Raw genomic sequence first — 24,437 nt, forward strand, 5'->3', positions numbered from 1 at the left:
CGACTTCCATGCTGCGCGCCGGTGAACGGCGGCTGTCGGGACGATGTCCGCGCAGGTCAGTGCGACAAAACGGGCTATCGGGAGATACCCACGCCACTGCGCGCGTCGCGCCCGTAGCGGGCCAGCTCCCGCTCCAGGTCGAGGCGGCCGATGACCGAGCGCTTGGCCAGGTCGGCCTCGGTCAGCCGGTCGCGCGGGATGATCCAGACGACCTCGAACTCGATGCCGTTGGGGTCCTTGGCGTACAACGACTTCGTCGTGCCGTGGTCGGAGCTGCCGACCAGCGCGCCCGCCTCGGACAGCCGCTTCGCGGTCTCCTCCAGGTCGCCGAGCGTGTCCACCTCCCAGGCCAGGTGGTACAGGCCGACCGAGGTCCGCCCGGCGCCGGACGGCTGCGCGTCGAGGCCGATCTCGAACAGGCCGAGGTCGTGGTCGTTGGTCGACCCGGGCGCCCGCAGGAACGCCGCGCCCTTGTGGGAGTCACCACCCTCCGTGTAGCCGAACCCGAGCACGTCACGGTAGAACGCCACGCTCTCGGTCACGTCCCGGACGAACAGGACCGCGTGGTTCAGCCGGAAGACACCCATTTCCGTCACCCTCCAAATGTTGAAGCTTCAACAAACTGTACCCCGGTTCACCGGGGCCACGGAAGGTGAGCGTCACTACACGAGTGCGAACGGCAGGTCGGCGAGGTCCTCGCGGAGGTCGTCGAGCTTTTCGTAGACCGCGTGCGCGCCGCTCTGGGTCAGCTCCGGCCCGCTGGTGCCGCCGGTGAGCACGCCCACCGACGGCAGGCCGATCCGGCCGGCGGCCTCGCAGTCCCACACCGAGTCGCCCACCACCACCGCGCGGTCCACATCCACCTTGTCCAGTGCGACCTGCAGCAGCTCCGGTTCGGGCTTGGTGGCCTCGACGTCCTGCGCGGTGGTCCACGCGGCCGCGACCTCCCAGGCGTCGAGCAGGTCGATGTAGTGCTCGACGTGCTCGGCCGGCCCCGAACTGGCCAGCACCACGGTGAACCCCTGGGCGGCGGCCGCGCCCAGCAGGCGATGCGCGCCGGGCAGCGCACGCACGTACTCGATCAGCGGGCGGTACTCGTCGGCCCAGGCCTCCCGGATCTCCGACCCGGCCTCCTCGTCGACCCGCTCCCCCACCAGCGAGCGGACCAGCTGGTCGCCGCCCATGCCGATGGCGCGGTGGATCCGCCAGTCCGGGACCACCAGGTCGAACCGCAGGAACGCGCGGTGCCAGGCGACCGTGTGCAGGTAGTTGGTGTCGACCAGGGTTCCGTCCACATCCAGCAAAAGGCAGTCGGTCATGCCACCGGGTACCCGAATATCGCCGGGTGATCGCGGGTACTCCGCGCACATGCGGGCACTGCACTGGATCACCGAAACCGACGGGCCGTTCGCCGCGGCCTACTACGACGGCTCGCACGAAACGGAGGACGCCGAACGGCAACTGGAGCTGCGCTGGCGCTCGGCCCGTGACCAGCTGAAACAGCAGGGCGCGGACGAGGCGACGCTGGAGGCTATGGACAAGGCCGCCCTTGATCCCGCACCCGGCCGCGCCCTCGTGGCCGCCCGCGGTACCGTGCTGCTGGACGAGGAGCTGGCGGTCCCGCCCGTGCTCCCCGAGGCGCGCTACTCCGCCGTCCCGTACCTGCTTCCCTTGGCGCGGCTGGCACCCCGAGACCTGCCGTACGTCGTGGTGATCACCGACCGCACCGGGGCCGACGTCCGGATCGGCGGCCGGCGTGCGGAAACCGTGCAGGGCCGGGAGTTCCCGGTGCACAAGGTGCGCGGTGGCGGCTGGGCGCATCACCACATCCAGGCCCGGGTCGAGGAGGTCGCCCGGCAGAACATGGACCACGTGGCCCGCGAAGTGGCCAAGCTGTGCGACGAACAGGGCGCGCGGCTGCTGATCGTGGCCGGCGAGGTGCAGTCCCGGGCGGAGCTGCTCGGCCGGCTTCCACCGCGCGCCAAGCAGATCGCGGTCGAGACCGACATCGGCCGCCGCGGCGAAGGCTGGAACACCAAGGAGCTCGACCAGGAGGTCGTGACCCTGGTGACCACCAAGGCGGAGGCCGAGGTGGCCGCCGAGATCGAGTCCCGCCGCGGCGGCCAGCTGTACGTGCACGGCTTGAAGGACACCTTGAACGCGCTGTCCATGGCCAACGTCGACGCCTTGCTGATCTCCGAGGCCTTCGACGGCGAGCGGCCGATCTGGCTTGGCCCGCAACGAAATGTGGTCGCGTTGAGCGAGGCCGAGCTGATCGACCTTGGCATGACCGAAGTTCAGCAGGCCCGCGCCGACGAGGCACTGCCGGTGGCCGCCCTGGCCGTCGACGCCGACATCATCCCGGTCGGCGAACCCCTCGATGACGGCATCGGCGCTCTGCTGCGGCACACCTGATAGTCCACCCTGGACCTATGACGGGAACCATCGCGGTGGGGCCGGTGCTGGCCATCGTCCTGGTACTGCTGGCAGGCCTTGGCGCGGTGATTGTCTGGGTCGGCCGCGTCGGCACGTGGCACACGGTGCTCACCGCCTCGGCCCGGGCGGTCATACAACTGGCGGCCGTGTCGTTGCTGATCACGGCCGTGCTGCGGTCGGACCGGCTCACCGCGGGGTTCGTACTGATGATGTTCACCATCGCCTGCCTGACCTCGGCCCGGCGGATCGGGACCTGGTCGGACGGCCGCTGGACCGCCCCGGCCCTGGCCTGCGGGGTGGTCCCGGTGCTGGCCCTGGTGCTCGCGTCCGGGCTGGTCCCAGCGACCCCGATCGCGGTCGTGCCGATCGCCGGCATCCTGATCGGCGGCGCGATGACAGCCACTTCGTTGGCCGGGCGGCGGGTGCGGGAGGAGCTGCGAACGCGGCACGGCGAGTACGAAGCCGCGCTGGCACTGGGGTTCATGCCCCGCGACGCCGCTTTGCTGATCGCGCGGCCGAGTGCGGGCAGCGCTTTGGTTCCGGCACTGGACCAGACCCGGACGGTCGGGCTCGTGACGCTGCCGGGCGCCTTCGTGGGCGTCCTTCTCGGTGGAGCGTCGCCGATCCAGGCCGGTGCCACTCAGGTGCTGGTGCTGATTGCCCTGCTGGCCGTGGAAAGCGCCGCCGTGGTGGCCACTGTGGAGCTGATGGCCAGGAACGGGGTCGCCACACAGGGGATCGACAGGCCACGGACGGGGCTTCGGTAGGGCGGCGGGACGGACCCGCCGCCCTTCACCTCAGCCGAACAGGTACCCGTTGCCGATGTCGATCAGGAACTCGCCGCCGTAGGCCGGGAACCGTTGCAGGATGGCCTTCTTGTAGGCCTCGCCGTCGTCGCCGAGCAGTTCGTGCGCGGCGGTGAGGTACTCGGTCAGCTCGGCCAGCACACCGCGGTCGGCGGGCAGGCCGTGCCCGGCGAGGATGGTGTCGTAGCCGGTTTCGGCGGCGAACTTGTCCACCGCCGCCAGCCAGCCCTTGATGTCGTTGTTGCCCATGAACAGGTGAGTGCGGTGGTAGACCAGGTCCTGGGCAACCAGGACGCCCTGCTCGGGCAGCCGGATCACCAGCTCGTCCGCGGCCTCGCCGCCACGCACCGCCTCGAACACGAACGTCACGCCGTCGATGACCTCAGTCCCTGGCTCAACAGTGACCGTCGGAAGGAACGAGTCGGCGGGGATGACTACGCCGCTGGGGTCTTGGCCGTCACCCTGGGCCTTGATCTGGTCGTGCACCACGGCCAGCGAGTGGATCGGCACGCCGAACCGGCCGGCGCCGTGGAAGTGGTCCGGATGAGCGTGACTGACGATCAGCCGGTCCAGCGGTTTGCCGAGGCTCCTGGCGTACTCCGCCGCCTCGTCGGCGTAGGCCAGCGCGTACTGCCCGTCCACGGCGATCACCCGGCCGGGCGTTTCGATGAGCTGGGTGGTCACGTTCAGGCTGTCCGCCGGTGACATGTAGCTGTGCACCTTCACGGCGCCCTTGTCGATCACGGTGATCGCGCCCCGCATGGGACTCACCCCTTATGGTTGGTTGCGGTCTTGACCACCACAGGATCGTGCGGATCTGGCTGCTGATCGAGGTACGCTGAGGTCCGTCAATGGTCATTTTCGGACATGTGGACAGGTGTACATGAGCATTCCCGCGGTCGGCTTCGCCCCGCTGCGCGGCCCTGGCCTGGACTTCGAGGCGATGTCCATCGCGGCGGTGTCCCGGCGCGTGCCGACCGGCTGGGCGCTGCACCCGCACCGCACCGACTTCCACTCGATCGCCCTCGTGCGCGCCGGCCGCGGCGAGCACACCGTCGACTTCGTGACCTACCCCTGCTCCCCCGGCACCTTGCTGTGGATCCGGCCCGGTCAGGTCCAGCGGTTCGAGGCGGACACCCAGCTGGACGCCCCGATGATGGTGTTCACCGCCGCGTTCCCGCCGCGGTTCGGCACCGCCGACCGGCTGCTCACCGCCGCGCGTGGCCTGACCCGGTGGGACGCGGTCGGTCCCGCGATCGACCTGCTGTTCAGCCAGCTGATCGCGGAGTACCAGCGCACCGACGTCTCGCGCGAGATCCTCCAGTTCCTGCTCGGCGCACTGCTGGTGGAGATCGACCGGCTGCCGCACGACGACTCCGGGTCGGGCAACGAGGTCTACACGCGGTTCCTGGCCGAGCTGGAGCGTTCCTACCTCACCACTCGGCGCGCCGAGGACTACGCCGCGCGACTGGGTTACACGGTTCGCACGTTGACCCGCGCCTGTCTCGACGCGACCGGGCACCCGGTCAAGCAGCTCATCGACGAACGCGTGATCCTGCAAGCGAAACGCCTGCTCGCGCACACCGACGCCCCGATCGCCAGGATCGCCCGCCAGCTCGGCTTCACCGAACCGACCAACTTCGGCAAGTTCTTCGCCCGGCACACCGCCACCACGCCCGGCGCCTTCCGCGACAGTATGCGTTGAACCCCTTGGATGTGTTCGTGGATGTAAACGAATACATTTTGTTTCTTCGGACCTTTCGCCCCGAGACATCGGATGGGTATGGTGCCTGGGCGTCGACAGGGAGGTCGGTCATGGGGCGATGGGGTCGGATGGTCACGGCGGTCGCGCTGCTGGCCCTTGGCGTGCCGGCCGCGGCCGGGGCGACGGTTGCTGGGCTGCACTGGCAGGTCGAGCACGCACCGTTCCGGCTTCAGTTCCTCGACGGCGACCGGGAGCTGACCGGCCAGACCGGCGCCGCGGCCGGGCCCGGCGGGCGGATGGCGTACGCGTTGCGGGACGGCACGACGCATCGGCTGACGAACCTGTTGCGCACCAACCATGATCGCGGCTCGACGGTCTACACGGTCGCGACCGACGAACCGGCCCGCACGGCCCAGGTGACGGTCCGGGCGACACCGCGACGGATCCGGGTGGAGTGGCGGCTGACTCCGGCCCTTGATGTGGCGCAGGTGTACGAGACGCTCACCGGCGACGACAGCGAGCACTTCCTGGGCGGTGGCTCGAACTTCATCTTCACCGACCTGCGGCACCGGGTCCTGCTCAACAAGGCCTACTTCACCGGCGCGTCCGCGCTGGGCCGGTGCAACAAGTCGGGCGCGCCCAGCCCGTTCTTCCTGAGCTCGCACCGGTACGCGGTGTTCCCGGACACGGAGGCCATCGGCCGCATCGCGTTCCCGAACGCGGTCGACGACCCGCCGAGCTGCGCACCTGCTCCTGAGCCCTGCCCGGTCCAGTTAGGACAACCGGACCGGACGCAGCTCTGCTTCAAGACCAACAAGCTCGACTACGAGATCTACGCGGGCGGACCGTCCGAAGTGGTCCGTGCGTACAGCGCGAAGGCCGGGCTGCCAACGCTTCCGCCCACCCGCCAGTTCGCGTTGACCCACTGGCGGGACACGGTCAAGGACCAGGCGACGGTCGTCGACGACGTGCGGCAGATGCTCAACCGGGGCATCCCGATGGCCACCGAATGGATCGACAACCCCTGGGAGACCTCGACCAAGCTGCCGAACGAGAGCCAGAACAGCCGGTACGCCTGCAATGGCACCCTGGAGTTCGATCCCGTGCAGTTCCCCGATCCCAGGCAGATGGTGGCCGATCTGCGGTCGAAGGGCGTTCACCTGGGGATCTGGGTCTCCCCGCACGTCCGGGAAGTCGCCGCCGAACGGCCATGCCCCAAGACCGACTACCCGCCGGGATCGTTCATCCAGACCAGCCGGACCACCGACCCGCTGCAGCTCGACCTGACCAACCCGGCCACCCGCGCACACTTCGAGGCCAAGCTGGAGAAGCTGTTCTCACTGGGCATCGACATGGTCAAGGGCGACCGCGGCGAGGAGTTCGAACTGGAGGACGCGACGTTCGCGGCCGGTCCGGGCACCGAGCTGATGAACACCAACCCGGTGCGCTACGCGAAGTCCACAACGGACGTTCTGCGCAAGCTGTACGGCAACGAGTTCACCACGCTCTGGCGCGGCGGCTACACCGGGTTGCCGTCCATTGTGAACGGAGTCTGGGGCGGCGACCCGCAGGCGACCTACGACGGGTTCCGGCTGTCCGTCCGGCGTGGGCTCAACTCCTGGCTGTCCGGGCATCCCGCCTGGGGCACCGACACGGGTGGGTTCAACGGCGGCGGTTCCGGCGCGCCCAGCCCGACGCTGTTCACCCGCTGGAGCCAGTTCTCCGCGGTGTCACCGGTGTTCGAGGTCGGCGGCGCCGGACGCAATGCCACGCCGTGGTTGTACGACGACAAGACCGTGGAGCGGTTCCGTAGCAACGTTCTCCTGCACTACGCGCTGTTCCCGTACCTCTACGGACTCGCCCAGCACTCGGCCCGCACCGGTGAGCCGATCGTGCGCCCGATGGCCTACAACTACCCGGGCGACGAACAGGCCTGGACCGCCGACCAGCACATGCTCATCGGCGCGGACCTGCTGGCCGTCCCGGTCTCCGCGGACCGCAACGAAACCGACGCCGCGGCAGGCCAGCCCACCCCGGTCGACGTCTATCTGCCCCAGGGCCAATGGATCGACCTCTACACCGGCCAGGTCCAGAACGGCGGCACGCACCTCGTCAAACAGTCCACACTGGACGACTTCCCGCTCTACCTCCGCGCCGGCGCGGCCATCGGCTTCAACCAAAGGATCGACGGCGTCTGGCCGCAACCGTGGAACCTCAACGATCTGGACCGCCAAGACCGCACCGGCTGGACCTACGCACCCGCCGCTGGCCACACCATCGCCACCAGCCCCACCGGCGGCACTCTCCTCGCGGCCACGACGAACAACACCTCCACCATCCTCCTCACCGGCGCCCCACAGGAAACCCAGCTCCTGCTCACCCAGACCAACCCCAAACAGGTCCTCATCGACGGCCGTCCCACCGCGGAAACCGCGCAGCTGACCGACAAACCCACCGGATGGACCACAAAACCCGCCCCCTTCGGCGGGACCCTGCTCAAGCTCAAGCCCCGCCTCGGCGTCACCACCGTGACGATCAGGTGGTGACGAACCGGTCCACCCGGTAGCGCGCCAACCGGGGATCGGCTTTGCCGGTGAGGATCTCGCCGGCGACGAGTTCGCCGATGATCAAGGCGAGCGTGGCGCCGCTGTGGGTGAAGGCGACGTAGAGCCGGTCAACCGACGGCACCGGGCCGAGGACCGGCTCGTCGTCGGCCGGGATGGGTTTGAGGCCGGCGCCGACGAAGGACGCGGACAACTCCGGGTGGCCGCTCAGCACCGCGCGGGCGGCGGCCAGCATTTTGTCCACTGTGGACGAATCGACGGAGCCGTCGGCATGGACCTCTTTCTCGGCCCAGGCAGCTCCGAGCGCGAGGCCGCCGTTGGGGGTGGGCCGCAGCGAGATCTCGGGCGTGTTGACCACGACCTCAAGGCCGGTCCGCACGGGCGCGGTGTGCACGAGGACGGCCGGTGCGGTCGCCGCGCCGATGGACAGGCCGAACTCGCCCAGCGCGACGGGGACCGAGGCACCGGTGGCGAGCACGACGACATCCGCCCCGTAGAACTGCGAGAAGGCGTGGATCCCGGTCACCCGGGAACCTTCGGTGGCAAGCCTGACCGGACCGGCCTGTTCGACGATCCGGCCGGAGAACTGCCCGCGCAGATAGGCGATCAGCGACGGCAGATCGACCCATCCCTCCAGCGGGTTGTACAAGGCGCCGCCGGGCGGCACCACGACTCCACTGGCCGACGGGACCCGCGAGGTCGGATACCCGATCGCTTGGTGGTGCGCATAGATCTCGTCGGTGTCGCCCCACGCCAGGCCGCCGTCGAACCGCAGCCACTGCTTGCCGACAACCGGCTGCAGCGCCCGGTATCGGGCGATCCCCTCCAGCCGAAGCTCGTGGTACCAAGGGGATCGCACCGCCCAGGAGTTCAGCCAGGACAGTGACCGCCCGGACGCCTCGCTGGCCAAGGTGTTCTCTGTGGCCAGCACGACCCCGGCTCCGCGCCGCGCGAGGTGGTGGGCGATGGACATGCCGAGCACGCCACCGCCCACGACCGCGACTCTCATCGGAGGTGCAACAGATCGGCCTCACGGGCATCGCGGGAGCCCAACGGTGCCAGGTGGAACCGGTGTTCGATGGTCGCCATGATCGACGTGGTGTCCCGCGGTGTGTGGTCCACCGTGAACGGACGGGACAGCTGCGGGGAGATCACGAACGCCGGGATCCGGGTGCCCGGTCCCCACTTGTCCACGCGCGGCGGTGGCACGTGGTCCCACTGCCCGCCGAACTCGTCGTAGGTCACGATGATCATCGTGTGCGCCGCGTCCGGGCCCTTCAGCACGGCCTGGAGCAGGTCGACCAGGTGCCGGCTGCCCGCGTCCTCGCTGGCGTACCCGGGGTGCTCGTTCTCCTCGCCGACCGGCTTGATGAAGCTGACCGGCTTCAGCTTCCCGGCCTTCGCCGCGGCAATGAACTCCACCTCGTCCCGCAGGTGTGCCGAGCGCGCGGCGGTACCGGGTGCGAACGACGCGTAGTAGTTGAACGGCTGGTGGTGGTACTGGAACGTCGCGTCCGGGCAGTTCGGGTACACGGCACCCGTGGCCGTACGGGGGCTGGTACAGGTACCGGGGGTAGTGCCGTTGGTCCAGCCAGGGCCACCGACGTTGCCGTTGGCGTTGTCCCAGCCGCCGGAGTACCAGGCCCAGTCGATGTGCGCGGCCGACAGACGATCACCAATGGTCGGCGTGGTCTGCGGGGGCAGCCGTCGTGACACAGCAGTGCCAGGCGCGTACGGCTGGTACGGCGGTTGGATGGTGTTGATGGCGTAGTCACCACACGCCGTACCGCGCGGAGGTGCCGCCACACCCGTCGGCACGACGCAACTGCCGTCGGCGTTAGCAGCCTGGGTCAACGCACGGTCTGCCGTACCCGGGGTGGCAGGGTGCAGCGGCGTGCCCGCGGGGAAGCCATCCGGTCCGACGACGGAGTGCAGGTCATCGGGTCCCGAGGTGACCGCGCCCGGCCAGGTCGGGGTGTGCGGGGTGATCAGCCACTGGTGGTTGAGGAACGACCCGCCGAACGCGCCCTGGAAGAACCGGTCCGCGATGGCGTAGTTCGGCGCGTGCTTGCCGTGCAGGAACTCGTAGATCGGCAGCCCGCGCGTGTCGTAGTAACCCATGGTCAGGCCGACGGCGTCGCTACCGGCGACGTAGCGGTTCATGGCGCCGTGGTTGATCTGGTACTGCTCGTTGTAGAACCGGTGCACCATGTCCCGCGTGCAGCCGCCGGGCAGGCCCTCGCCCTTCGGGATGCCGTTCGCGGCGAACTGGCCCGGCTTCGGGCAGGTCTTGTCGGCCGCGTCGATGTAGCTGTCGATCTTGAACGGCCGGTTCGCGAACGCGGAGCTGATCGGGCCCGTGCAGGTCACCGGCAGCGGCGGCGAGGTGAGGTTGACGTCGTTCTGTGGCAGGCAGGACAGCGGCGTGCCGTCCGGGGCGACCTGGGTCTGTGGATGGGCGCCGCGCAGGCCGTCCACCCGTTCCCAGCCGCCGAAGAGGTTGTCGAAGCTGTGGTTCTCCTCGTAGATCACGACGATGTGGTCAATGCCCCGGTCCGGGTGGGCGACGGCGGGGACAGCACCGGCGACCAGGACAAAGGGGACGATCAAGGCTTGCGTCAGAATCCGCATCTCGCACCTCCGGCAGACAGCCTTGTCCGGCGCCCTACGAACCACAAGTCCGTAGTACGTATCCGTACAAGCACCGATGTGCGAGGCCCGCGCGACGACGAGTCTCAACGCCATGACCAGCACAGTCACTCCCCGGCCACGGCTCACCGCACTGCGGGGCCAGTGGCTGTTCGACGGCACCACCCACCGTTCCGACGCGGTCGTCGTGCTCGACGGAACCAAAATCGCCTCGATCGGCACCGTTCCCGCCGGGGCGGACGTCATCGACCTGCCCGGCACGACCCTGCTGCCCGGCCTGATCGACACCCACGTCCACCTGGCATTCGACGCCAGCCCTGACTGTGTGGGCGCGCTCGCGGCTCGCGACGACAGTGAAGCGCTTGCGGCCATGGACCAGGCCGCGCGGCTGGCGGTGCGGGCCGGCATCACGACCATCCGCGACCTCGGCGACCGCGACTACCTGTCGCTGCAGCTGCGGGACCGGCCGGGCCTGCCGACGATCGTCGCCGCCGGACCGCCGATCACCACGCCGGGCGGGCACTGCCACTACCTCGGCGGGGTCACGCAGGACGTGCGGGCCGCGGTGCGGGAACACGTCGAACGCGGCTGTGACGTCATCAAGATCATGGCCAGTGGCGGCACCCTCACCCCCGGCACCCGGCAGGAGGACTCGCAGTTCACCGCGCTGGACCTGCGGGCGGCGACCGAGGAGGCGCATCGGCACGGCCTGCCGGTCACCGCGCACGCGCACGGGTCGCAGGCCATCGCCGACGCGATCGAGGCCGGGGTCGACGGCATGGAACACGTGTCGTTCTGGACCGCGGACGGCATCGACGACCGGCCGGACCTGATCAAGGAGATCGCGTTCCGGCGGATCGCGGTCGGCGCCACCATCGGCTTCGTCCCCGGCGACGGCACCCCGCCACCGCCGGCCATCCTGGCCAGGATGGCGATGTTCCAGCAGACCAGCCGGCGGTTGTACGAGGCCGGTGCCGTCATCGTGGCCGGGACGGACGCCGGGATCGGGCCGGTCAAGCCGCACAACGTCCTTCCTCGTGCCACCACGGACCTGCTGGCCATGGGCATGTCCCCGCTGGACGCCGTGCGCACGATGACCTCTGTGGCCGCGGACGTCGTCGGGCTCGCACACCGGAAAGGCCGTCTGGCGGCGGGGTTCGACGCCGACGTGCTCGTTGTGGACGGTGACCCGCTGGCGGATCCGGCCGCGCTGCAACGCCCCCGGGCCGTCTATGCGATGGGTTCAGCGGTCCTGGCCTGACGGCTACGCTTTCGTTCGTGATCGACGAGTTCCTGCACTGGCTCTACACGTCCTTGGGCCCTGGGGTCACTACGCGGGGACGGTGGCGGGCCACCTGCTACCACTACCTTGAGCTGAGCCAGGAAGACGGCGACGCGATCGTCGACCGCGGCAAGGAACTGGGCCTGCTCACCGAGAACCAGCACCGCGAGCTCTACCTCACCCCGGCCGGGGTGAAATACGTGCAGGACCGGTTGCCGCCGGGAACTGTGCCGGAACTGGTCCACACCTTCGGCCCGCACTCCTCGCGGGTCGCCGTGATGGGGTTCGTCGGCACGCAGTTCGTCACGGCCAGTGTGGACGGTGTGGTTCGCTGGTGGGACCCGGTCTCCGGTGAGCCGGTGCGCTCGCGGAGCGGCGATCCGTTCTCCGATGCGGGTGTGACGCCGGACGGCAGCCTGATCGTGTTCAACGGCGGCGATCGCATGCTGTGGATCTGGGACGCGGCGACCGGCTCGCAGATCCGCTCGCCGTTCCGGGTCGGTGCCTTGGGGACGCTGGCGTTCTCGGCCGACGGCAAGGTTGTGGCCATCAACAACGAGAGCGACCTGCACGTGGTCCGGATCCCGGATGGGCAGCCGATCGCCGTTCTGGCCACGGACGACATGATCGTCGACGCGGCCCTGTCGTCCGATGGGCGGCTCGCCGCGTTCGTCACCCAGGACCAGTCGGCCATGGTCTGGGACACCAGCTCTGCCGCGGTCGTCGCCGAACATTATGTGCCGCAACCGATGCGGGTGGTGTTCAGCGGCGATCTGATGGCCACCTGCGGGGACGAACTCGCCTTGGGGACGACCAGCATCGAGGTTCCCGGCCATCCCTCGAGCATGGCCTTCTCCCCCGACGGAACCGTCATCGCCACCGGCTGCTGGGACGGCACGATCCAGTTCTGGTCGGTGGCCGACCGGCGACGCATCCGGGCCGCCACCGCCAAGCATCACAACACCATCTGGCAACTGTCATGGTCGCCGGACGGCACAATGCTCGCGTCCTGCGATGGCACCGCCCGGCTCTGGGATCCGCGGACGGGTGATCCGCTCCAGGAACCGGTCCCCGGCGACATGGACGGCATCGCGTTCGCTCCGGACGGTGGCCTGCTGGCCACCAGGTGCCGCGACCACACCGTGAAACTGTGGCGCACCATCCGTCCTACACTCCCTGACGTGATCGAGTTGCCCGCGCACGACGAGGACATCGCCGCGATCGCGTTCTCCCTGGACAGCAGCATGTTCATGTCCGCGTCGGAGGACGGCGTCGTACGTTGGTGGGATGTCGGCAAAAATCACGTCATCGACGCCAAGGCGATCGAGCCGTTCGAGGAGGCCGCGTTCTCCCCCAACGGATGCCTGCTCGCGACCAACGACATGGACCACAACCTGTGGCTGTGGGCCGCCGACACCGGTGACGCCCTGCGTGAACCGTTCGACGTGGAGATCGTCGGCTCGCTGGTCTTCTCGGCCGACGGCGGCGATCTGGCTGTGACACAGGGTGACACCGTCACGGTGTGGACTGTCCCGGATGGACAACGGGTGGGCGCGTTCCGGGTGGGCGGCGAGGACATCGAGGACCACGCCCTGTCCCCCGACGGCAGTCTCCTGGGCGCGGTGAGCCCGCACGAGATCCGGTTGTGGCACACCCGATCCGGAGCGCTGATCGCGTCGGCCCGCCGCGAGGGCTGGCTGACCCGCGTGCTGTTCTCGCCCGATGGCAGGACGATGGTGGCCTGCGGAATCGGCGAGATCACCTGGTGGGACTCGAAGACCGGCGGGTTGCGGTCCGTCGAGCTGCCCGGCCGCGCCTGTCCCGTGGCGGCCTCGTTCTCGCTCTCGGGCATTCTGGCCACGGGCGATGACGACGGCCTGATCCAGTTCTGGCGGAAGGGTTCGCTCATCGCCGAGTCCGCCGAACGGCACGACAACGACGTCTGGCAGGTCGCCTGGTCCGACGACGCCACCCTGCTCGCGTCCAGCGGCGGCGACGGCACCGTCCGCCTCTGGGACACCACCACCGGCGCACGCCTGCAGATGTTCGACGCCAGCGTCGACGCCCTGGCCTTCGCCCCGGACGGATCCCTGCTGGCGGGCCAGGGCCGTGACAACATCGTCCGGTTCTGGGAGACGGCACCCTGATCTCGCGCCCGATCAGGGCGTCCGCCTCGGCTCGCGCTCAGACCCGCAGACCCCGGGCGCGCAGCACCGCCTTCTCCACGGGCCGGAACGCGAGCAGCTCGATTCCCATGCCCACCAGCAGAATCAGGGCGATCGCGGCGATGACAGTGGGCATGTCATTGAAGTTCCGGCCCTGGTCGAGATACGCGCCCAGGCCGACGCCGAGCTGCGGCGAGGTGGCGATGATCTCGGCGGCCATCAGGGAACGCCAGGAGAAGGCCCAGCCCTGTTTCAGCCCGGCGAGATAGCCGGGCAACGCGGCCGGTAGGAGAATGTGCCAGGCCGTTGCGAACCGGCCCGCACCCAGCACCTTGGCCACCCGCGGCAGGATGGGCGGGATCTGGTCGATGCCGGAGATCAGGCCGGTCGTGACGGACGGGACCGAGCCCAGCAGGACGATGAAGTAGATCGCCGAGGGCGTGATCCCGAACCACAGGACCGCCGCGGGAACCCAGGCCACAGAAGGCAAACTCTGCAGCCCGGACAGCAATGGTCCCAGTGCCGACCGCAACCACGAGACCTTGGCGATGACCAGGCCCGCCGGGGTGGCGATCAGGACTCCGGTGACGAAGCCGAGAACGGCCCGGTGCACGGATGTCCAGATGATCGACCACACGTCGCCCGAGACGATCTGGCTCCACAGCTCCTTTCCGACATCGAGTGGCGCGGGGAGTTGGTACTCCGGCCAGAAAGCGGCCGCCCACAACGCCTGCCACACGGCGATGAGCAGAGCGATGGCGGCCAACGGTGGCAGGACCAGGCGCAGGACGGATCGGCGGCGAGGAGCGGCGACGGGCAGTTCGAGTGCGTCCAGGCCGGCGCCGACCACCTCGTCCGGGGCTTCGAGCAGGGCTTCAGGCATGCTGGGAGATCACCTCGCGGAGCTGGATGTTGATCTCGTCGGTGGTCCTGGCCGCCCCCACGACGGTCAGGCCATCGACGCTCCATTCCCGCACCACACGGCCGGGACGGGAGGACAGCAGGACAACGCGTTGTCCCAATCGGACGGCCTCGCGGACATCGTGCGTCACGAACAGCACCGCGCAGCCGGTGCTCCGCCAGATCCGCAACAGCTCGCCCTGCAACATGTCCCGGGTGATCGCGTCGAGCGCCGAGAACGGCTCGTCCATCAGCAGCAACGAAGCCCCGGGACCGGTGCAGGCCAGAGCGCGGGCCAGGGCGACTCGCTGGCGCATGCCGCCGGACAGCTCGTGGGGACGCTTGCGCGCCGATCCGCCCAGCCGCACCAGGTCCAGCAGTTCGATCGTCCGGTGGCGGCGCGCCACCCGGCCGACCCCGGCCAGCCGCAGCGCCAGTTCGACGTTGCGCGCCGCGGTCAGCCACGGCAGCAGGGCCGCCTCCTGGAACATCACCGCCGGGCGGCCAGAGTTCAGCTCGACCCGCCCGGCCGTCGGATCGTCCAGGCCCGCCACGAGGTTCAGCAGCGTCGACTTGCCGCAGCCGGAAGCGCCGACCAGGCAGACGAACTCGCCGGGCGCGACCGACAGGTCCACACCGGACAGTGCGGTCACGTCGGGACGGAAGGTCTTGCCCACGCCGGACAGGGCGACCGCGGGCGTCCTCATCTGCCTGCCCCGATCAACCCCGCGGCCAGGGTGCCGCCGTCGGCCGGGTCGATCACGACGAACGATCCCGTCGGACGGCTGGCCCGGTAGGAGTCCGTCGGCAACGGCTCCGCCACGCGCAGCCGGACCCGGCCGATCTCGTTCAGCGACAGGAAGTTCGGACTCTCCACATGAGACAAGGACTGTTCGTCGAACCGGGACAGCAGGTCCGTCACGAGCCCGGTCACCGTGCGGGTGCCGTGCTTGACCTGCACGCGATCACCGGAGGACAGCGGCCGGTCGCCCAGCCAGCACAACGTCGCCTCGAACGAGTCGGTCAGCTCCGGCAGGCTGTCCGCGGCCACGAGCATGTCGCCGCGGGTGATGTCGATGTCGTCGGCCAGCAGCAGCGTGACCGAACGTCCAGTGCCGGCAACGGAAAGCGAGCCGTCCATCGTCTCGATCCCGGTGACCCGGCTGCGCCGCTGCGAAGGCAGGACGACGACCTCGTCGCCGACCGTGACCCTGCCGGCGGCGATCTGCCCGGCGTAGCCACGGTAGTCCGGGATGCGGATCACGTACTGCACCGGGAACCGCAGCGGGCCATGGCCGGACTCGGCGTCCACCGGCACGGTCTCCAGGTACCGCAACAACGTCGGCCCGGAGTACCACGGCGTCCGGAGCGACGGGGTGACCACGTTGTCACCGTCCAAAGCGGACACTGGGATCGCCAGGACGTCGTCCTCCGAGTAGCCCAGACCGGTGGCATGGTCCAGGAACTCCTTGGCGATCACGGAGAACACGGTCTCCTCGAAGCCGACGAGGTCGATCTTGTTGACCGTCAGGACGATCCGTGGCACGCCGAGCAGCGCGAGCACGGCCGCATGCCGCCGGGTCTGTTCCAGCACGCCCTTGCGCGCGTCGACCAGGACGATCGCGAGCTGCGCGGTCGACGCGCCGGTGACTGTGTTGCGCGTGTACTGGACGTGCCCGGGAGTGTCCGCCAGGACGAAAGACCGCTCAGGAGTGGCGAAGTAACGGTAGGCCACATCGATGGTGATGCCCTGCTCGCGTTCCGAGCGCAGGCCGTCGACCAGCAGCGCGAGGTCCGGAGTGGACAGACCGCGGTGCTCGCTGGCCCGGTGCACGGCGTCGAGCTGGTCGGCGAGCACCGACTTCGTGTCGTACAGCAGCCGTCCGACCAGAGTGGACTTGCCGTCGTCCACGCTCCCAGCGGTCACCAGCCGCAACAGTCCAGTGCCGATTCGACTGCTCATCAGAAGTAGCCCTCCCTTTTCCGGTCCTCCATGGCCGCCTCGGACAACCGGTCGTCCGCACGCGACTCACCCCGTTCGGTCAGCCTGCTGGCAGTGATCTCGGCGATCACCTCGGGCACGGTCGCCGCCGCCGACTCGACCGCCCCGGTGCACGAACCGTCGCCGACGGTCCGGTAGCGCACGGTGGCACTGAGCACCTCCTCGCCCTCGCGTGGACCGCCCCACGGGCCGGCCGTCATCAACATCCCGTCGCGGCGGAACACGTCGCGCGGGTGGGCGAAGTAGATCGACGGCAGGTCGATCCCCTCCCGCTCGATGTAGTGCCAGACATCGAGCTCGGTCCAGTTGGACAACGGGAACACCCGCACGTGCTCACCGCGCTTGTGCTTGCCGTTGTAGATGTTCCACAGCTCCGGGCGCTGCCTGCGCGGCTCCCACTGGCCGAAACCGTTGCGGACACTGAAGATCCGCTCCTTGGCCCGGGCGCGTTCCTCGTCGCGCCGAGCGCCGCCGAACACGGCGTCGAACCCGTTCGTGGTGATCGAGTGCAGCAACGGGATGGTCTGCAACGGGTTGCGGGTGCCGTCCGGCCGCTCGCTCATCCGCCCGTCGTCGATCCAGTCCTGCACGTTCGCGACCACCAGCCGCAGCCCGTGGCGCTCGACCGTCCGGTCCCGGAAGTAGATCACCTCGGGGAAGTTGTGCCCGGTGTCCACGTGCAACAGTCCGAACGGTATGCGGCCGGGCCAGAAGGCCTTCACCGCAACGTGCAGCAGGACCGTCGAGTCCTTGCCGCCGGAGAACAACAGCACCGGCCGGTCGAACTCGCCGGCCACCTCCCTGACGATGTGGATCGCCTCGGACTCCAGTGCGTCCAGCTTGCCCATCGCAGTCTGTACAGTCGTAACAGGCATCCCGCATCCCCTATCCATGCAGTCCGCACTCGGTCTTCGCGCGGCCGGCCCAGCGCCCGCTGCGCGGATCGGCGCCGGGGTCGGGCCTGGCCGTGCACGGCGCGCAGCCGATCGACGGATATCCTTGTGAGACAAGCAGGTTCTCGAGAATCCGGTGGTGGTCGATGTAGGCCCGCAGGCGGGCGTCCGACCACAGCGCGAGCGGATTCGCTTTCACCAGACCATTGCGTTCGTCCCAGCCGATGAGCGGGGTGCCGGCCCGCGCGGGCGAGTCCGCCCGGCGCACCCCGGTCACCCACGCGTCATACCGGGACAGCACCCGTCGCAGCGGCACGACCTTCCGAAGATGGCAGCACCTGTCCGGATCGTCCCGGTACAGCTGTCCCATTTCGGCTTCCTGTTCGCCGGCCGACCGCTCGGCGCGGGCGTCCACCACGCGGATCCGGGGATAGGCCAGCGTGACGGCCTCCCGCATCCCCATCGTCTCGGCGAAGTGGTAGCCGGTGTCCAGGAACAGCACCTCGACATCCGGTTTCACTCGCACCGCAAGGTGGATGAGCACCGCGTCCTGCATGTTCGACGCGACGATCCATTTGTCGCCGAACACGTCGGCCGTCCAGGCCATGACGTCCTCGGCGGTGGTTCCGGCGTGCGCGCCGAGTTCTCCGGCAGCGGCCACGTTCGCCTCCTCCAGCATCCGTGCGGCAGGGCACGGCACAGCCCGGTACGGACAGGGCACCGGGATCCCGCTGGCGGCTGAACACAATGAACAGAAAGAGGATGTCGCGCCCGCCGCCGCGTGAGAACCGCTCAGGACCGGGCTCAGGACCCGCACAGGCAGGCCAGATGCGACGAACCGGGCAATTGTTAACTTTGTTTCCTAACAAACCTGGCACATAGGTACCCCAACATCGACCTTGACGTCAACCCCGGTGGCAGGACACCGCCCGCTACCGAATCGAGACGCTTGGTGATTGACAGGTTCCCGACAGGCGGAGTATCAATAGTAAAGAAGGTTTCCTAATAAACCCAGCTCGGGACGCGCCAGGACCGCCCCCGGGCATCTCGCTTCACCCCTGCAGAGAAGAGAGACGGGAACCGAACATGCACATCCTTGTCCTGGGCGGCGACGGCTTCTGCGGCTGGCCGACCGCACTGCACCTGTCCGCACGTGACCACGAAGTGACCATTGTGGACAACCTCAGCCGCCGGGCCATCGACCTGGAGCTCGAGGTCGAGTCGCTCACCCCGATCCGCCCGATCGGGGAACGCCTGCGCGCGTGGAAGGAAGTGTCCGGCCGGGAGATCGGGTTCAGCAGGCTCGACCTGGCCGAGGACCACGACCTGCTGGTCAGCCTGCTGGCCGGGCTGCGTCCGGACGCGATCGTGCACTTCGCCGAGCAACGGGCCGCGCCGTACTCGATGCGCTCGCCGCGGGCCAAGCGCTACACCGTGAACAACAATGTGCGTGCGACACACAACCTGCTGTCCGCCATGGTCACCACCGGAGTCGACGCGGCGCTGGTCCACCTTGGCACGATGGGCGTCTACGGCTACGGCTGGTCCGGCTCGGCACCGATCCCCGAGGGCTACCTGACGGTCAAGGTGCCCACCCCGGACGGCGACATCGACCGCGAGATCCTGCACCCGGCCAACCCGGGTTCGGTCTACCACCTGACCAAGACGCTCGACCAGCTGATGTTCTCCTTCTACGCCCGCAACGACGGGCTGCGGATCACCGACCTGCACCAGGGCATCGTGTGGGGAACCCAGACGCCGCAGACGGTGCTGGACGAGCGATTGATCAACAGGTTCGACTACGACGGCGACTACGGCACTGTCCTCAACAGATTCCTGATGCAGGCGGCGATCGGGCACCCGCTGACCGTGCACGGCAGCGGCGGCCAGACCCGCGCGTTCATCCACATCCGGGACACCGTGCGGTGTATCGAGATCGCGCTGAACAACCCTCCCGAGGGCGCGAAGCCGCAGGTGTTCAACCAGATCACCGAGACCCACCGGGTGGCCGACCTGGCCGAGCTGATCGGCAAGCTGACCGGCGCGGAGGTCGCGCACCTGCCCAACCCGCGCCAGGAGGCCGACGCCAACGAGCTGAACGTCCGCAACGACCGTTTCCTGGCGCTGGGCCTGGAACCGACGACGTTGTCCAGCGGCCTGCTCGAGGAGATCACGGACATCGCGGAGCGGTACCAGCACCGCGCCGACCTGACCAAGATCATCGCCCGCTCGGTGTGGCGGGCCGGCATGCCCACGTCCGGCGACCTGATGACCGAGCTGCCCCGATGACCCGTACCGTCCGGATCCGTGGCATGAACGCCGCCGCGGCCGCCGCCGTCCCCGAGGAGCGCTACCCGCACAGCTCGGTCCGCCAACTCGTGGTGGCCGTCGCCGTGCTGGCCACCGGCGCCGTCGTGGCCTGGTACACGGTGACACAGGTCGGTTCGCGCAGCGCCTTCGCTGGGATCGTCCAACCGGAACAGTCGATGGACCTGGACTTCGTCCAGATCGGACGGGTGACCCAGATCCTGGTCAAGCCGGGTGATCACGTGGTCAAGGGGCAGCCCTTGGCGATCCAGGACACCGCTGCCGCCACTGCCGCGGTGAAGAACGCGCAAGCCGTGTTGGACGCCAAAAAGGCGCGGGTGACGGCATTACAGGCGCCGATCCTGCCGGACTCGGTGAAGCGCAGCCTGGATCTGCAGGTGGAGAAGGCGAACATCCAGCTGTCCGGGGCACAGAAGATGGTGAAGGACGCCACCAGCAAAGGTGACGCCGACGTCGCACAAGCCCGTGCGGCCGTGACCAAAGCACAGTCCACGCTGGACACCGACACGGCCAGATACCGTTCGGACTGTACGGGTGAGACGGTGCCCCGGTACTGCCCGGAGCTGCAGATGCAGATCCAGCAGGACACCGCCGCGGTCGGCACTGCGGCCGCGGCACTCGCGGGCAAGGAGGCTAACGCCGCACGGGCCCAGGACGCGGCCAACACGGCGGTCGCGACCGCCCGCACAACCCTTGCCATGGCCCAGAACCAGCAGTCAACCGCGGCGGTTTCCGCCACCGCGGCCGACATCGCCGCCGCGCAGGCGGATGTGTCGGCCGCCCAGGCCGCGGTGGACCAGGCCCAGTCCGGACTCGACGCGCTCACCCTGGTCGCGCCGATGGCCGGCACCGTGGTCAACGTCGGCGGCATCGCCGGTGAGCTGGACGGGCCGAACGGGGTGCGCACGTTCTCCGGCCCCCAGGCCGTCGAGGCCGGAGACGGTCCCGCGTTCAGCCTGTTCCCGCCCGCGGACGGCTCGAGCGCGACGAAGAACCCGGGCGATGACACACAGCCGTTGCTTTCCCTTGCGACGTCCGGCTTCCACGTCATCGCACAGGTCGGTGAGGAGGCCGTGGCGCGCATCCGCCAGGGTGACCTCGCCCGGATCACGGTGAACACGTCCAAGGAGGTGGTGGACGGCACCGTGCAGTCGATCATCCCGGTACCGGTCAACCAGGGCGGCAGCGTGTCCTACCACGTGCGGCTCGCGGTGCACGACTGGCCGGACGGGACTGTGCCCGGAATGAGCCTGAGCGTGGAGTTCCCGTGATCGATCCGTCCGGTCTTGCCCTCCTGCTGCTGGACCTCGCCCTGGCAGCGGTGATCGTCCTGCAGGCGTTGAGACGGCGGTACGACACCTCGGATCAGGGTGTCGGCAACGTCGTCAAGCTGGCGAAACCGCACCCGCCGTCGTTGCGGCGGGTGGCGGTCTTCGTCATCGTGGCCATCGGCGGCAGCATCCTGTTGTCCAGCCTGCGATCGCCGGACCTGAGCCGGCTCTACCGTGCGGCGATCGCGCACCTGGTGGTCCGGGTGCTGCCCCAGCCCGGGCTGGTGGACGGCTACGTGTCGCACCTGCGGCCGATCATCCCGTTGAGCTTCCTGGCTTTCTGCCTCGCACTCTCGGTGACCGTGCACGCGACCCCGGGGCGCAGGCTGATGATCCTGTCGCACGCCCCGCTGGCGATCTTCACGTCGATCGCCGCGGACAGCGCGCTGGCCGTGTTCGGCATGGTGACCGGGGTCCCGCTGGATCCGTTCCCGTTGGCCAGCATCATCATCCACTACCTGGTCGCGTACGTGCTGGCGATGCGGCTCGCCTTGACCACATATCGCCTGCCGCGGCCGACCCAGGTGCCGATCAGGCGTTCTCCCAGCACTTTCGACAATCTGATCTTGTTGACCACGTTGGCCGCGGTGAGTCTTTTCGTCGCCGCGGGCGCCGACCACGTGATCGACCTGATCGGCGGCGACCCGGTCTACTACACGTTCGTCCTGCTGGCGATCCCGGCGTACCTGAAGTTCGGGCTCTACGCGGTGCTGACGCTGCTTCGCGTGGTGGGGCGGCGGAAGCTGCCGCAGCCCAGCGCGAACCCGCCCCCGGTCGACGTGATCGGGCCGGCGTTCAACGAGGAGACCAACATCGTCCGCTGGGTCGAGAGCGTCGACCGGGCCGCCGCCGCGTACGGCGGCCCGGTTCGGCTGATCCTGTGCGACGACGGTTCCACAGACGACACGCGCAGGCTCGCCGAGGAGGCGATGGCGCGCGCGGTCGCGGTCAAAGGCATTGTGCTGCAAGGAACCCACGTCGGTAAAGCGACCGCGCTCAACCTCGCGCTGACGCATTGCACGGCGGACTATGTTGTCCGGCACGACACCGACTGCGAGCTGCACCCGAACTCGTTGCGTTACACCATTCCGTGGTTCGAGGCGGACCCGCGGATCGGCCTGGTCGGCGCGTTCATGATGCCCAAACCGCCGTTCACCACCTGGATCGACCGGATGCGGGCGCTGGAACTGGCGGCCGGCTTCGGTTTGCCGCGCTTGGCGTACGCGGTCGTGGACATGCAGCCGTGTGTGCCCGGGAACTACACGGCGGTGCGGCGCGAGGCAGCGTTGGAGATCGGGGGCTGGCCAGAGGGAATGCTCGGCGAGGACATCGACTTCACCTGCAGCATCGCGCGAATCGGCTACCGCGCGGTGTACGACCGGCGGGTCTGGGCCTATGAGGACGTTCCGGACGACCTGGCGCAGACCAGGCTTCAGCGCCGCCGGTGGAGTTGCGGTTCGATCTACAACTTCGCCCGGTTCGTGCCGTTCGCCTGCGGATCGGCGGGTCCGCGGTTCTGGTTCGCGGAGTTCTTCAAGGGTGCACGCCGGATCGTGCAGCCGATGCAGTTCGCCGCCTACCTGTTCGCCGTCCAGGGCGCGTTCTTCGAGCCGGAGGCGCGGCACAACGTGCTCCATTTGCTGGCGTTCTTCGTGCTGGCCAAGCTGCCGAACCTGGTCGTGGTGATGTGCAGCATGTGGTACCGCAAGCTCTGGACGTCGTTGTTCTGGTGGCCGTTGTTCCTCGGGTTCGTCATGGTCAAACGGCTGGCGAACGTGGAGGCGTTGCTGCTGATCCGGACCAGACCCGTGACCTGGCGGCGGACGCAACGGGCGCCCAGCGTCACGTGGCCGGTGCTGCGCCCGAGGTATCTGCCGGCCGAGGAGTCGTCGTGAGGAGGCGAGTCCTCGGAATCGCATTAGTGCTGGCATTGGCCGCGTGCGTCGCTCCACAGGTCCGGGGTGAGCCGCTCGACCCGTGGTCCGCGGCCGCCGCGGACACCACGGTGGTGACCGACCCGACCCCGTTGTTCGACGCGAACGAGCTGAAGACACTGCGGGACATCGCGGCCGGAACGTGGAACCTGTTGTCCGGCCCGCAGTTGAACCCGGCGACCCACCTGCTGCGCAACAGCGTGCGGCTGGCCGGGAAGCCGGGGCCCAACGTGGAACTGGCGCCGCCGTCGCCCAACGAGGAGTACACCAACCCGGCGCTGATCGGCAACTGGCTCACCTCGATCGTGGCCGCCGAGGACATCGGCCTGATCAGCCACGAGCAGGCGCTGGCACACGCATCGGCCACTTTGGACCAGATCCGCAGGCTGGCCACCTACAAGGGCTTCTTCTTCCGCTGGTACGACACCGAGACCGGCAAGCCGCTGGAGTCACCCCAGGGCAAGCCGATCAAGGACGGCTATGTGTCCACCGTGGACAATGGCTGGCTGGCGCAGGGCCTGCTCACCGCCTCGGACGCGTTCCCGACCCTGGACTTCAGGTCCTTCGCGGACGCCATGCAGTGGGATTTCCTGTACCACAAGTCAGACAACGTGCTCTACAACGGATACCAGGTGGGCGGCTCGTACTCCACCTCGGCCTACACGAACCTCTATTCCGGACCGAGGATCGCCGACTACATGGCGATCGGCAGCGGCAAGGTACCCGGCTCGCTGTGGTGGGGCCTGGCCCGCACGCCCCCGAAGGAACGGCGGCAACGCCAGGTCCCGCAAGGCCGGGACATGACGTACACCGACCCGCAGAACAACAAGACCTACACGGTGTACGAAGGGCACTACACGTTCAACCGGATCAAGTTCGTGCCCACCTTCAACGGCAGTCTGTACCAGGCCCTGGCGCCCGCGTTGGTCATCCCCGAACAGACCATGGCACCGAAGAGCCTGGGCCTCAACAACCGCAACACCGCGCTGTGCCACGGTTCCTACGGTTCGTACAGTGCCCATTCCCCGACGTGGGGCTGGGTTCCGGCGACCACCCCGCCCGATGGCCGCTACACCAACTACGGCGCACCCGACCTGGGCATCGACCACGGCCCGATCTCCGCGGACGTCACCGCTCCCTATGCGGCTTTCCTCGCCTTGCCAGTGATCCCGCGGCAGGCGTTCACCAACATCACCAACCTGGTCACGTCCTACCCGAACCTGCGCAACCAGTACGGGTTCCTGGACTCGGTGACCATCTCGACCGGGAGGATCTCCACCCGGTTCATGGCCATCAGCCAGACCGCGATCCTGATGGCCATCGCGAACACGCTGACCCACAACAAACTCCAGGCCCACTTCGGCGCGACCTCGTACGCCCGGGTCGTCGCGCCCTACCTGGAGATGGAGCGGTTCACCATCGTCGGCCTGGCCGACCCGTGA

The 24,437-nt window shown here is 68.8% G+C and carries 20 protein-coding genes; 10 read left to right on the forward strand and 10 right to left on the reverse strand.

Translation table 11 applies throughout. The features are described from left to right. Window positions 1-74: 74 nt before the first annotated feature. Together AB0J95_RS27925 and AB0J95_RS27930 are read right to left on the reverse strand one after the other, a co-directional pair. A complete protein-coding gene (locus AB0J95_RS27925; protein ID WP_364763884.1) occupies window positions 75-587 on the reverse strand; it encodes a VOC family protein in 513 nt (170 codons plus the stop codon). 75 nt (window positions 588-662) lie between these two features. Then, a complete protein-coding gene (locus tag AB0J95_RS27930; RefSeq protein WP_364763886.1) occupies window positions 663-1,319 on the reverse strand; it encodes an HAD family hydrolase in 657 nt (218 codons plus the stop codon). Between the two features lie 49 nt (window positions 1,320-1,368). On the opposite strand from AB0J95_RS27930, the gene AB0J95_RS27935 reads away from it, so the two are divergent. After that, window positions 1,369-2,415 carry a Vms1/Ankzf1 family peptidyl-tRNA hydrolase gene (locus AB0J95_RS27935; protein WP_364763888.1) on the forward strand — a complete coding sequence of 349 codons (1,047 nt, stop codon included), beginning with the start codon at window positions 1,369-1,371 and terminating at the stop codon, window positions 2,413-2,415. 17 nt (window positions 2,416-2,432) lie between these two features. Further along, complete coding sequence (locus AB0J95_RS27940; protein WP_364763890.1) at window positions 2,433-3,203, forward strand: ABC transporter permease; 771 nt, start codon at window positions 2,433-2,435, stop codon at window positions 3,201-3,203. A 30-nt stretch (window positions 3,204-3,233) separates the two neighbouring features. Here AB0J95_RS27940 and AB0J95_RS27945 read toward each other — a convergent pair whose 3' ends face one another. Continuing rightward, window positions 3,234-4,004 carry an MBL fold metallo-hydrolase gene (locus AB0J95_RS27945; protein WP_364763892.1) on the reverse strand — a complete coding sequence of 257 codons (771 nt, stop codon included), beginning with the start codon at window positions 4,002-4,004 and terminating at the stop codon, window positions 3,234-3,236. A 121-nt stretch (window positions 4,005-4,125) separates the two neighbouring features. On the opposite strand from AB0J95_RS27945, the gene AB0J95_RS27950 reads away from it, so the two are divergent. Next, complete coding sequence (locus AB0J95_RS27950) at window positions 4,126-4,947, forward strand: AraC family transcriptional regulator (protein WP_364763894.1); 822 nt, start codon at window positions 4,126-4,128, stop codon at window positions 4,945-4,947. Window positions 4,948-5,057: 110 nt separating this feature from the next. Then, a complete protein-coding gene (locus tag AB0J95_RS27955; RefSeq protein WP_364763896.1) occupies window positions 5,058-7,493 on the forward strand; it encodes a glycoside hydrolase family 31 protein in 2,436 nt (811 codons plus the stop codon). Here AB0J95_RS27955 and AB0J95_RS27960 read toward each other — a convergent pair. Together AB0J95_RS27960 and acpA are read right to left on the reverse strand one after the other, a co-directional pair. After that, complete coding sequence (locus AB0J95_RS27960) at window positions 7,483-8,520, reverse strand: FAD-binding oxidoreductase (RefSeq protein ID WP_364763898.1); 1,038 nt, start codon at window positions 8,518-8,520, stop codon at window positions 7,483-7,485. The genes AB0J95_RS27955 and AB0J95_RS27960 overlap by 11 nt on opposite strands. Then, window positions 8,517-10,142 (reverse strand): acid phosphatase, encoded by a 1,626-nt coding sequence (acpA, locus tag AB0J95_RS27965; RefSeq protein WP_364763900.1) that lies wholly within the window; start codon window positions 10,140-10,142, stop codon window positions 8,517-8,519. The genes AB0J95_RS27960 and acpA overlap by 4 nt, the downstream gene beginning before the upstream one ends. Before the next feature lie 112 nt (window positions 10,143-10,254). Between acpA and AB0J95_RS27970 the strand changes: the two genes are divergently transcribed. Then, the gene (locus AB0J95_RS27970; protein WP_364763902.1) at window positions 10,255-11,421 is read left to right on the forward strand and encodes an amidohydrolase family protein; all 1,167 of its coding nucleotides are present in this window, start codon (window positions 10,255-10,257) and stop codon (window positions 11,419-11,421) included. A gap of 17 nt (window positions 11,422-11,438) precedes the next feature. Beyond that, window positions 11,439-13,589 (forward strand): WD40 repeat domain-containing protein, encoded by a 2,151-nt coding sequence (locus AB0J95_RS27975; RefSeq protein ID WP_364763904.1) that lies wholly within the window; start codon window positions 11,439-11,441, stop codon window positions 13,587-13,589. Between the two features lie 37 nt (window positions 13,590-13,626). Here AB0J95_RS27975 and AB0J95_RS27980 read toward each other — a convergent pair whose 3' ends face one another. From AB0J95_RS27980 to AB0J95_RS28000, 5 genes are read right to left on the reverse strand one after another with little or no spacing between them, the layout of a single operon-like run. Next, window positions 13,627-14,490: an ABC transporter permease gene (locus AB0J95_RS27980; protein ID WP_364763907.1), complete on the reverse strand. Its 864-nt coding sequence runs from the start codon at window positions 14,488-14,490 to the stop codon at window positions 13,627-13,629. After that, window positions 14,483-15,214 carry an ABC transporter ATP-binding protein gene (locus tag AB0J95_RS27985; RefSeq protein WP_364763910.1) on the reverse strand — a complete coding sequence of 244 codons (732 nt, stop codon included), beginning with the start codon at window positions 15,212-15,214 and terminating at the stop codon, window positions 14,483-14,485. The genes AB0J95_RS27980 and AB0J95_RS27985 overlap by 8 nt, the downstream gene beginning before the upstream one ends. Next, window positions 15,211-16,470, reverse strand: a complete 1,260-nt coding sequence (locus tag AB0J95_RS27990; protein WP_364763913.1) for a GTP-binding protein — start codon at window positions 16,468-16,470, stop codon at window positions 15,211-15,213. Before AB0J95_RS27990 ends, AB0J95_RS27985 begins: the two co-directional genes overlap by 4 nt. Continuing rightward, window positions 16,470-17,384, reverse strand: a complete 915-nt coding sequence (cysD, locus tag AB0J95_RS27995) for a sulfate adenylyltransferase subunit CysD (RefSeq protein WP_364763916.1) — start codon at window positions 17,382-17,384, stop codon at window positions 16,470-16,472. Before cysD ends, AB0J95_RS27990 begins: the two co-directional genes overlap by 1 nt. Window positions 17,385-17,394: 10 nt before the next feature. Next, entirely contained in the window at window positions 17,395-18,081 is a 687-nt protein-coding gene (locus tag AB0J95_RS28000; protein ID WP_364763919.1) for a phosphoadenylyl-sulfate reductase, read from the reverse strand. A 407-nt stretch (window positions 18,082-18,488) separates the two neighbouring features. Between AB0J95_RS28000 and AB0J95_RS28005 the strand changes: the two genes are divergently transcribed. Genes AB0J95_RS28005 through AB0J95_RS28020 form a run of 4 tightly spaced genes read left to right on the forward strand, consistent with a single transcriptional unit; the run spans window position 18,489 to window position 24,437 of the window. Continuing rightward, complete coding sequence (locus tag AB0J95_RS28005) at window positions 18,489-19,691, forward strand: NAD-dependent epimerase/dehydratase family protein (protein ID WP_364763922.1); 1,203 nt, start codon at window positions 18,489-18,491, stop codon at window positions 19,689-19,691. Next, window positions 19,688-21,001 (forward strand): HlyD family efflux transporter periplasmic adaptor subunit, encoded by a 1,314-nt coding sequence (locus tag AB0J95_RS28010; protein ID WP_364763925.1) that lies wholly within the window; start codon window positions 19,688-19,690, stop codon window positions 20,999-21,001. The genes AB0J95_RS28005 and AB0J95_RS28010 overlap by 4 nt, the downstream gene beginning before the upstream one ends. Continuing rightward, window positions 20,998-22,956, forward strand: a complete 1,959-nt coding sequence (locus tag AB0J95_RS28015) for a glycosyltransferase family 2 protein (protein ID WP_364763928.1) — start codon at window positions 20,998-21,000, stop codon at window positions 22,954-22,956. The genes AB0J95_RS28010 and AB0J95_RS28015 overlap by 4 nt, the downstream gene beginning before the upstream one ends. After that, window positions 22,953-24,437 carry a glucoamylase family protein gene (locus tag AB0J95_RS28020; RefSeq protein WP_364763931.1) on the forward strand — a complete coding sequence of 495 codons (1,485 nt, stop codon included), beginning with the start codon at window positions 22,953-22,955 and terminating at the stop codon, window positions 24,435-24,437. The genes AB0J95_RS28015 and AB0J95_RS28020 overlap by 4 nt, the downstream gene beginning before the upstream one ends.

Source organism: Actinocrispum sp. NPDC049592 (assembly GCF_040675465.1).
Lineage (GTDB): Bacteria > Actinomycetota > Actinomycetes > Mycobacteriales > Pseudonocardiaceae > Kibdelosporangium.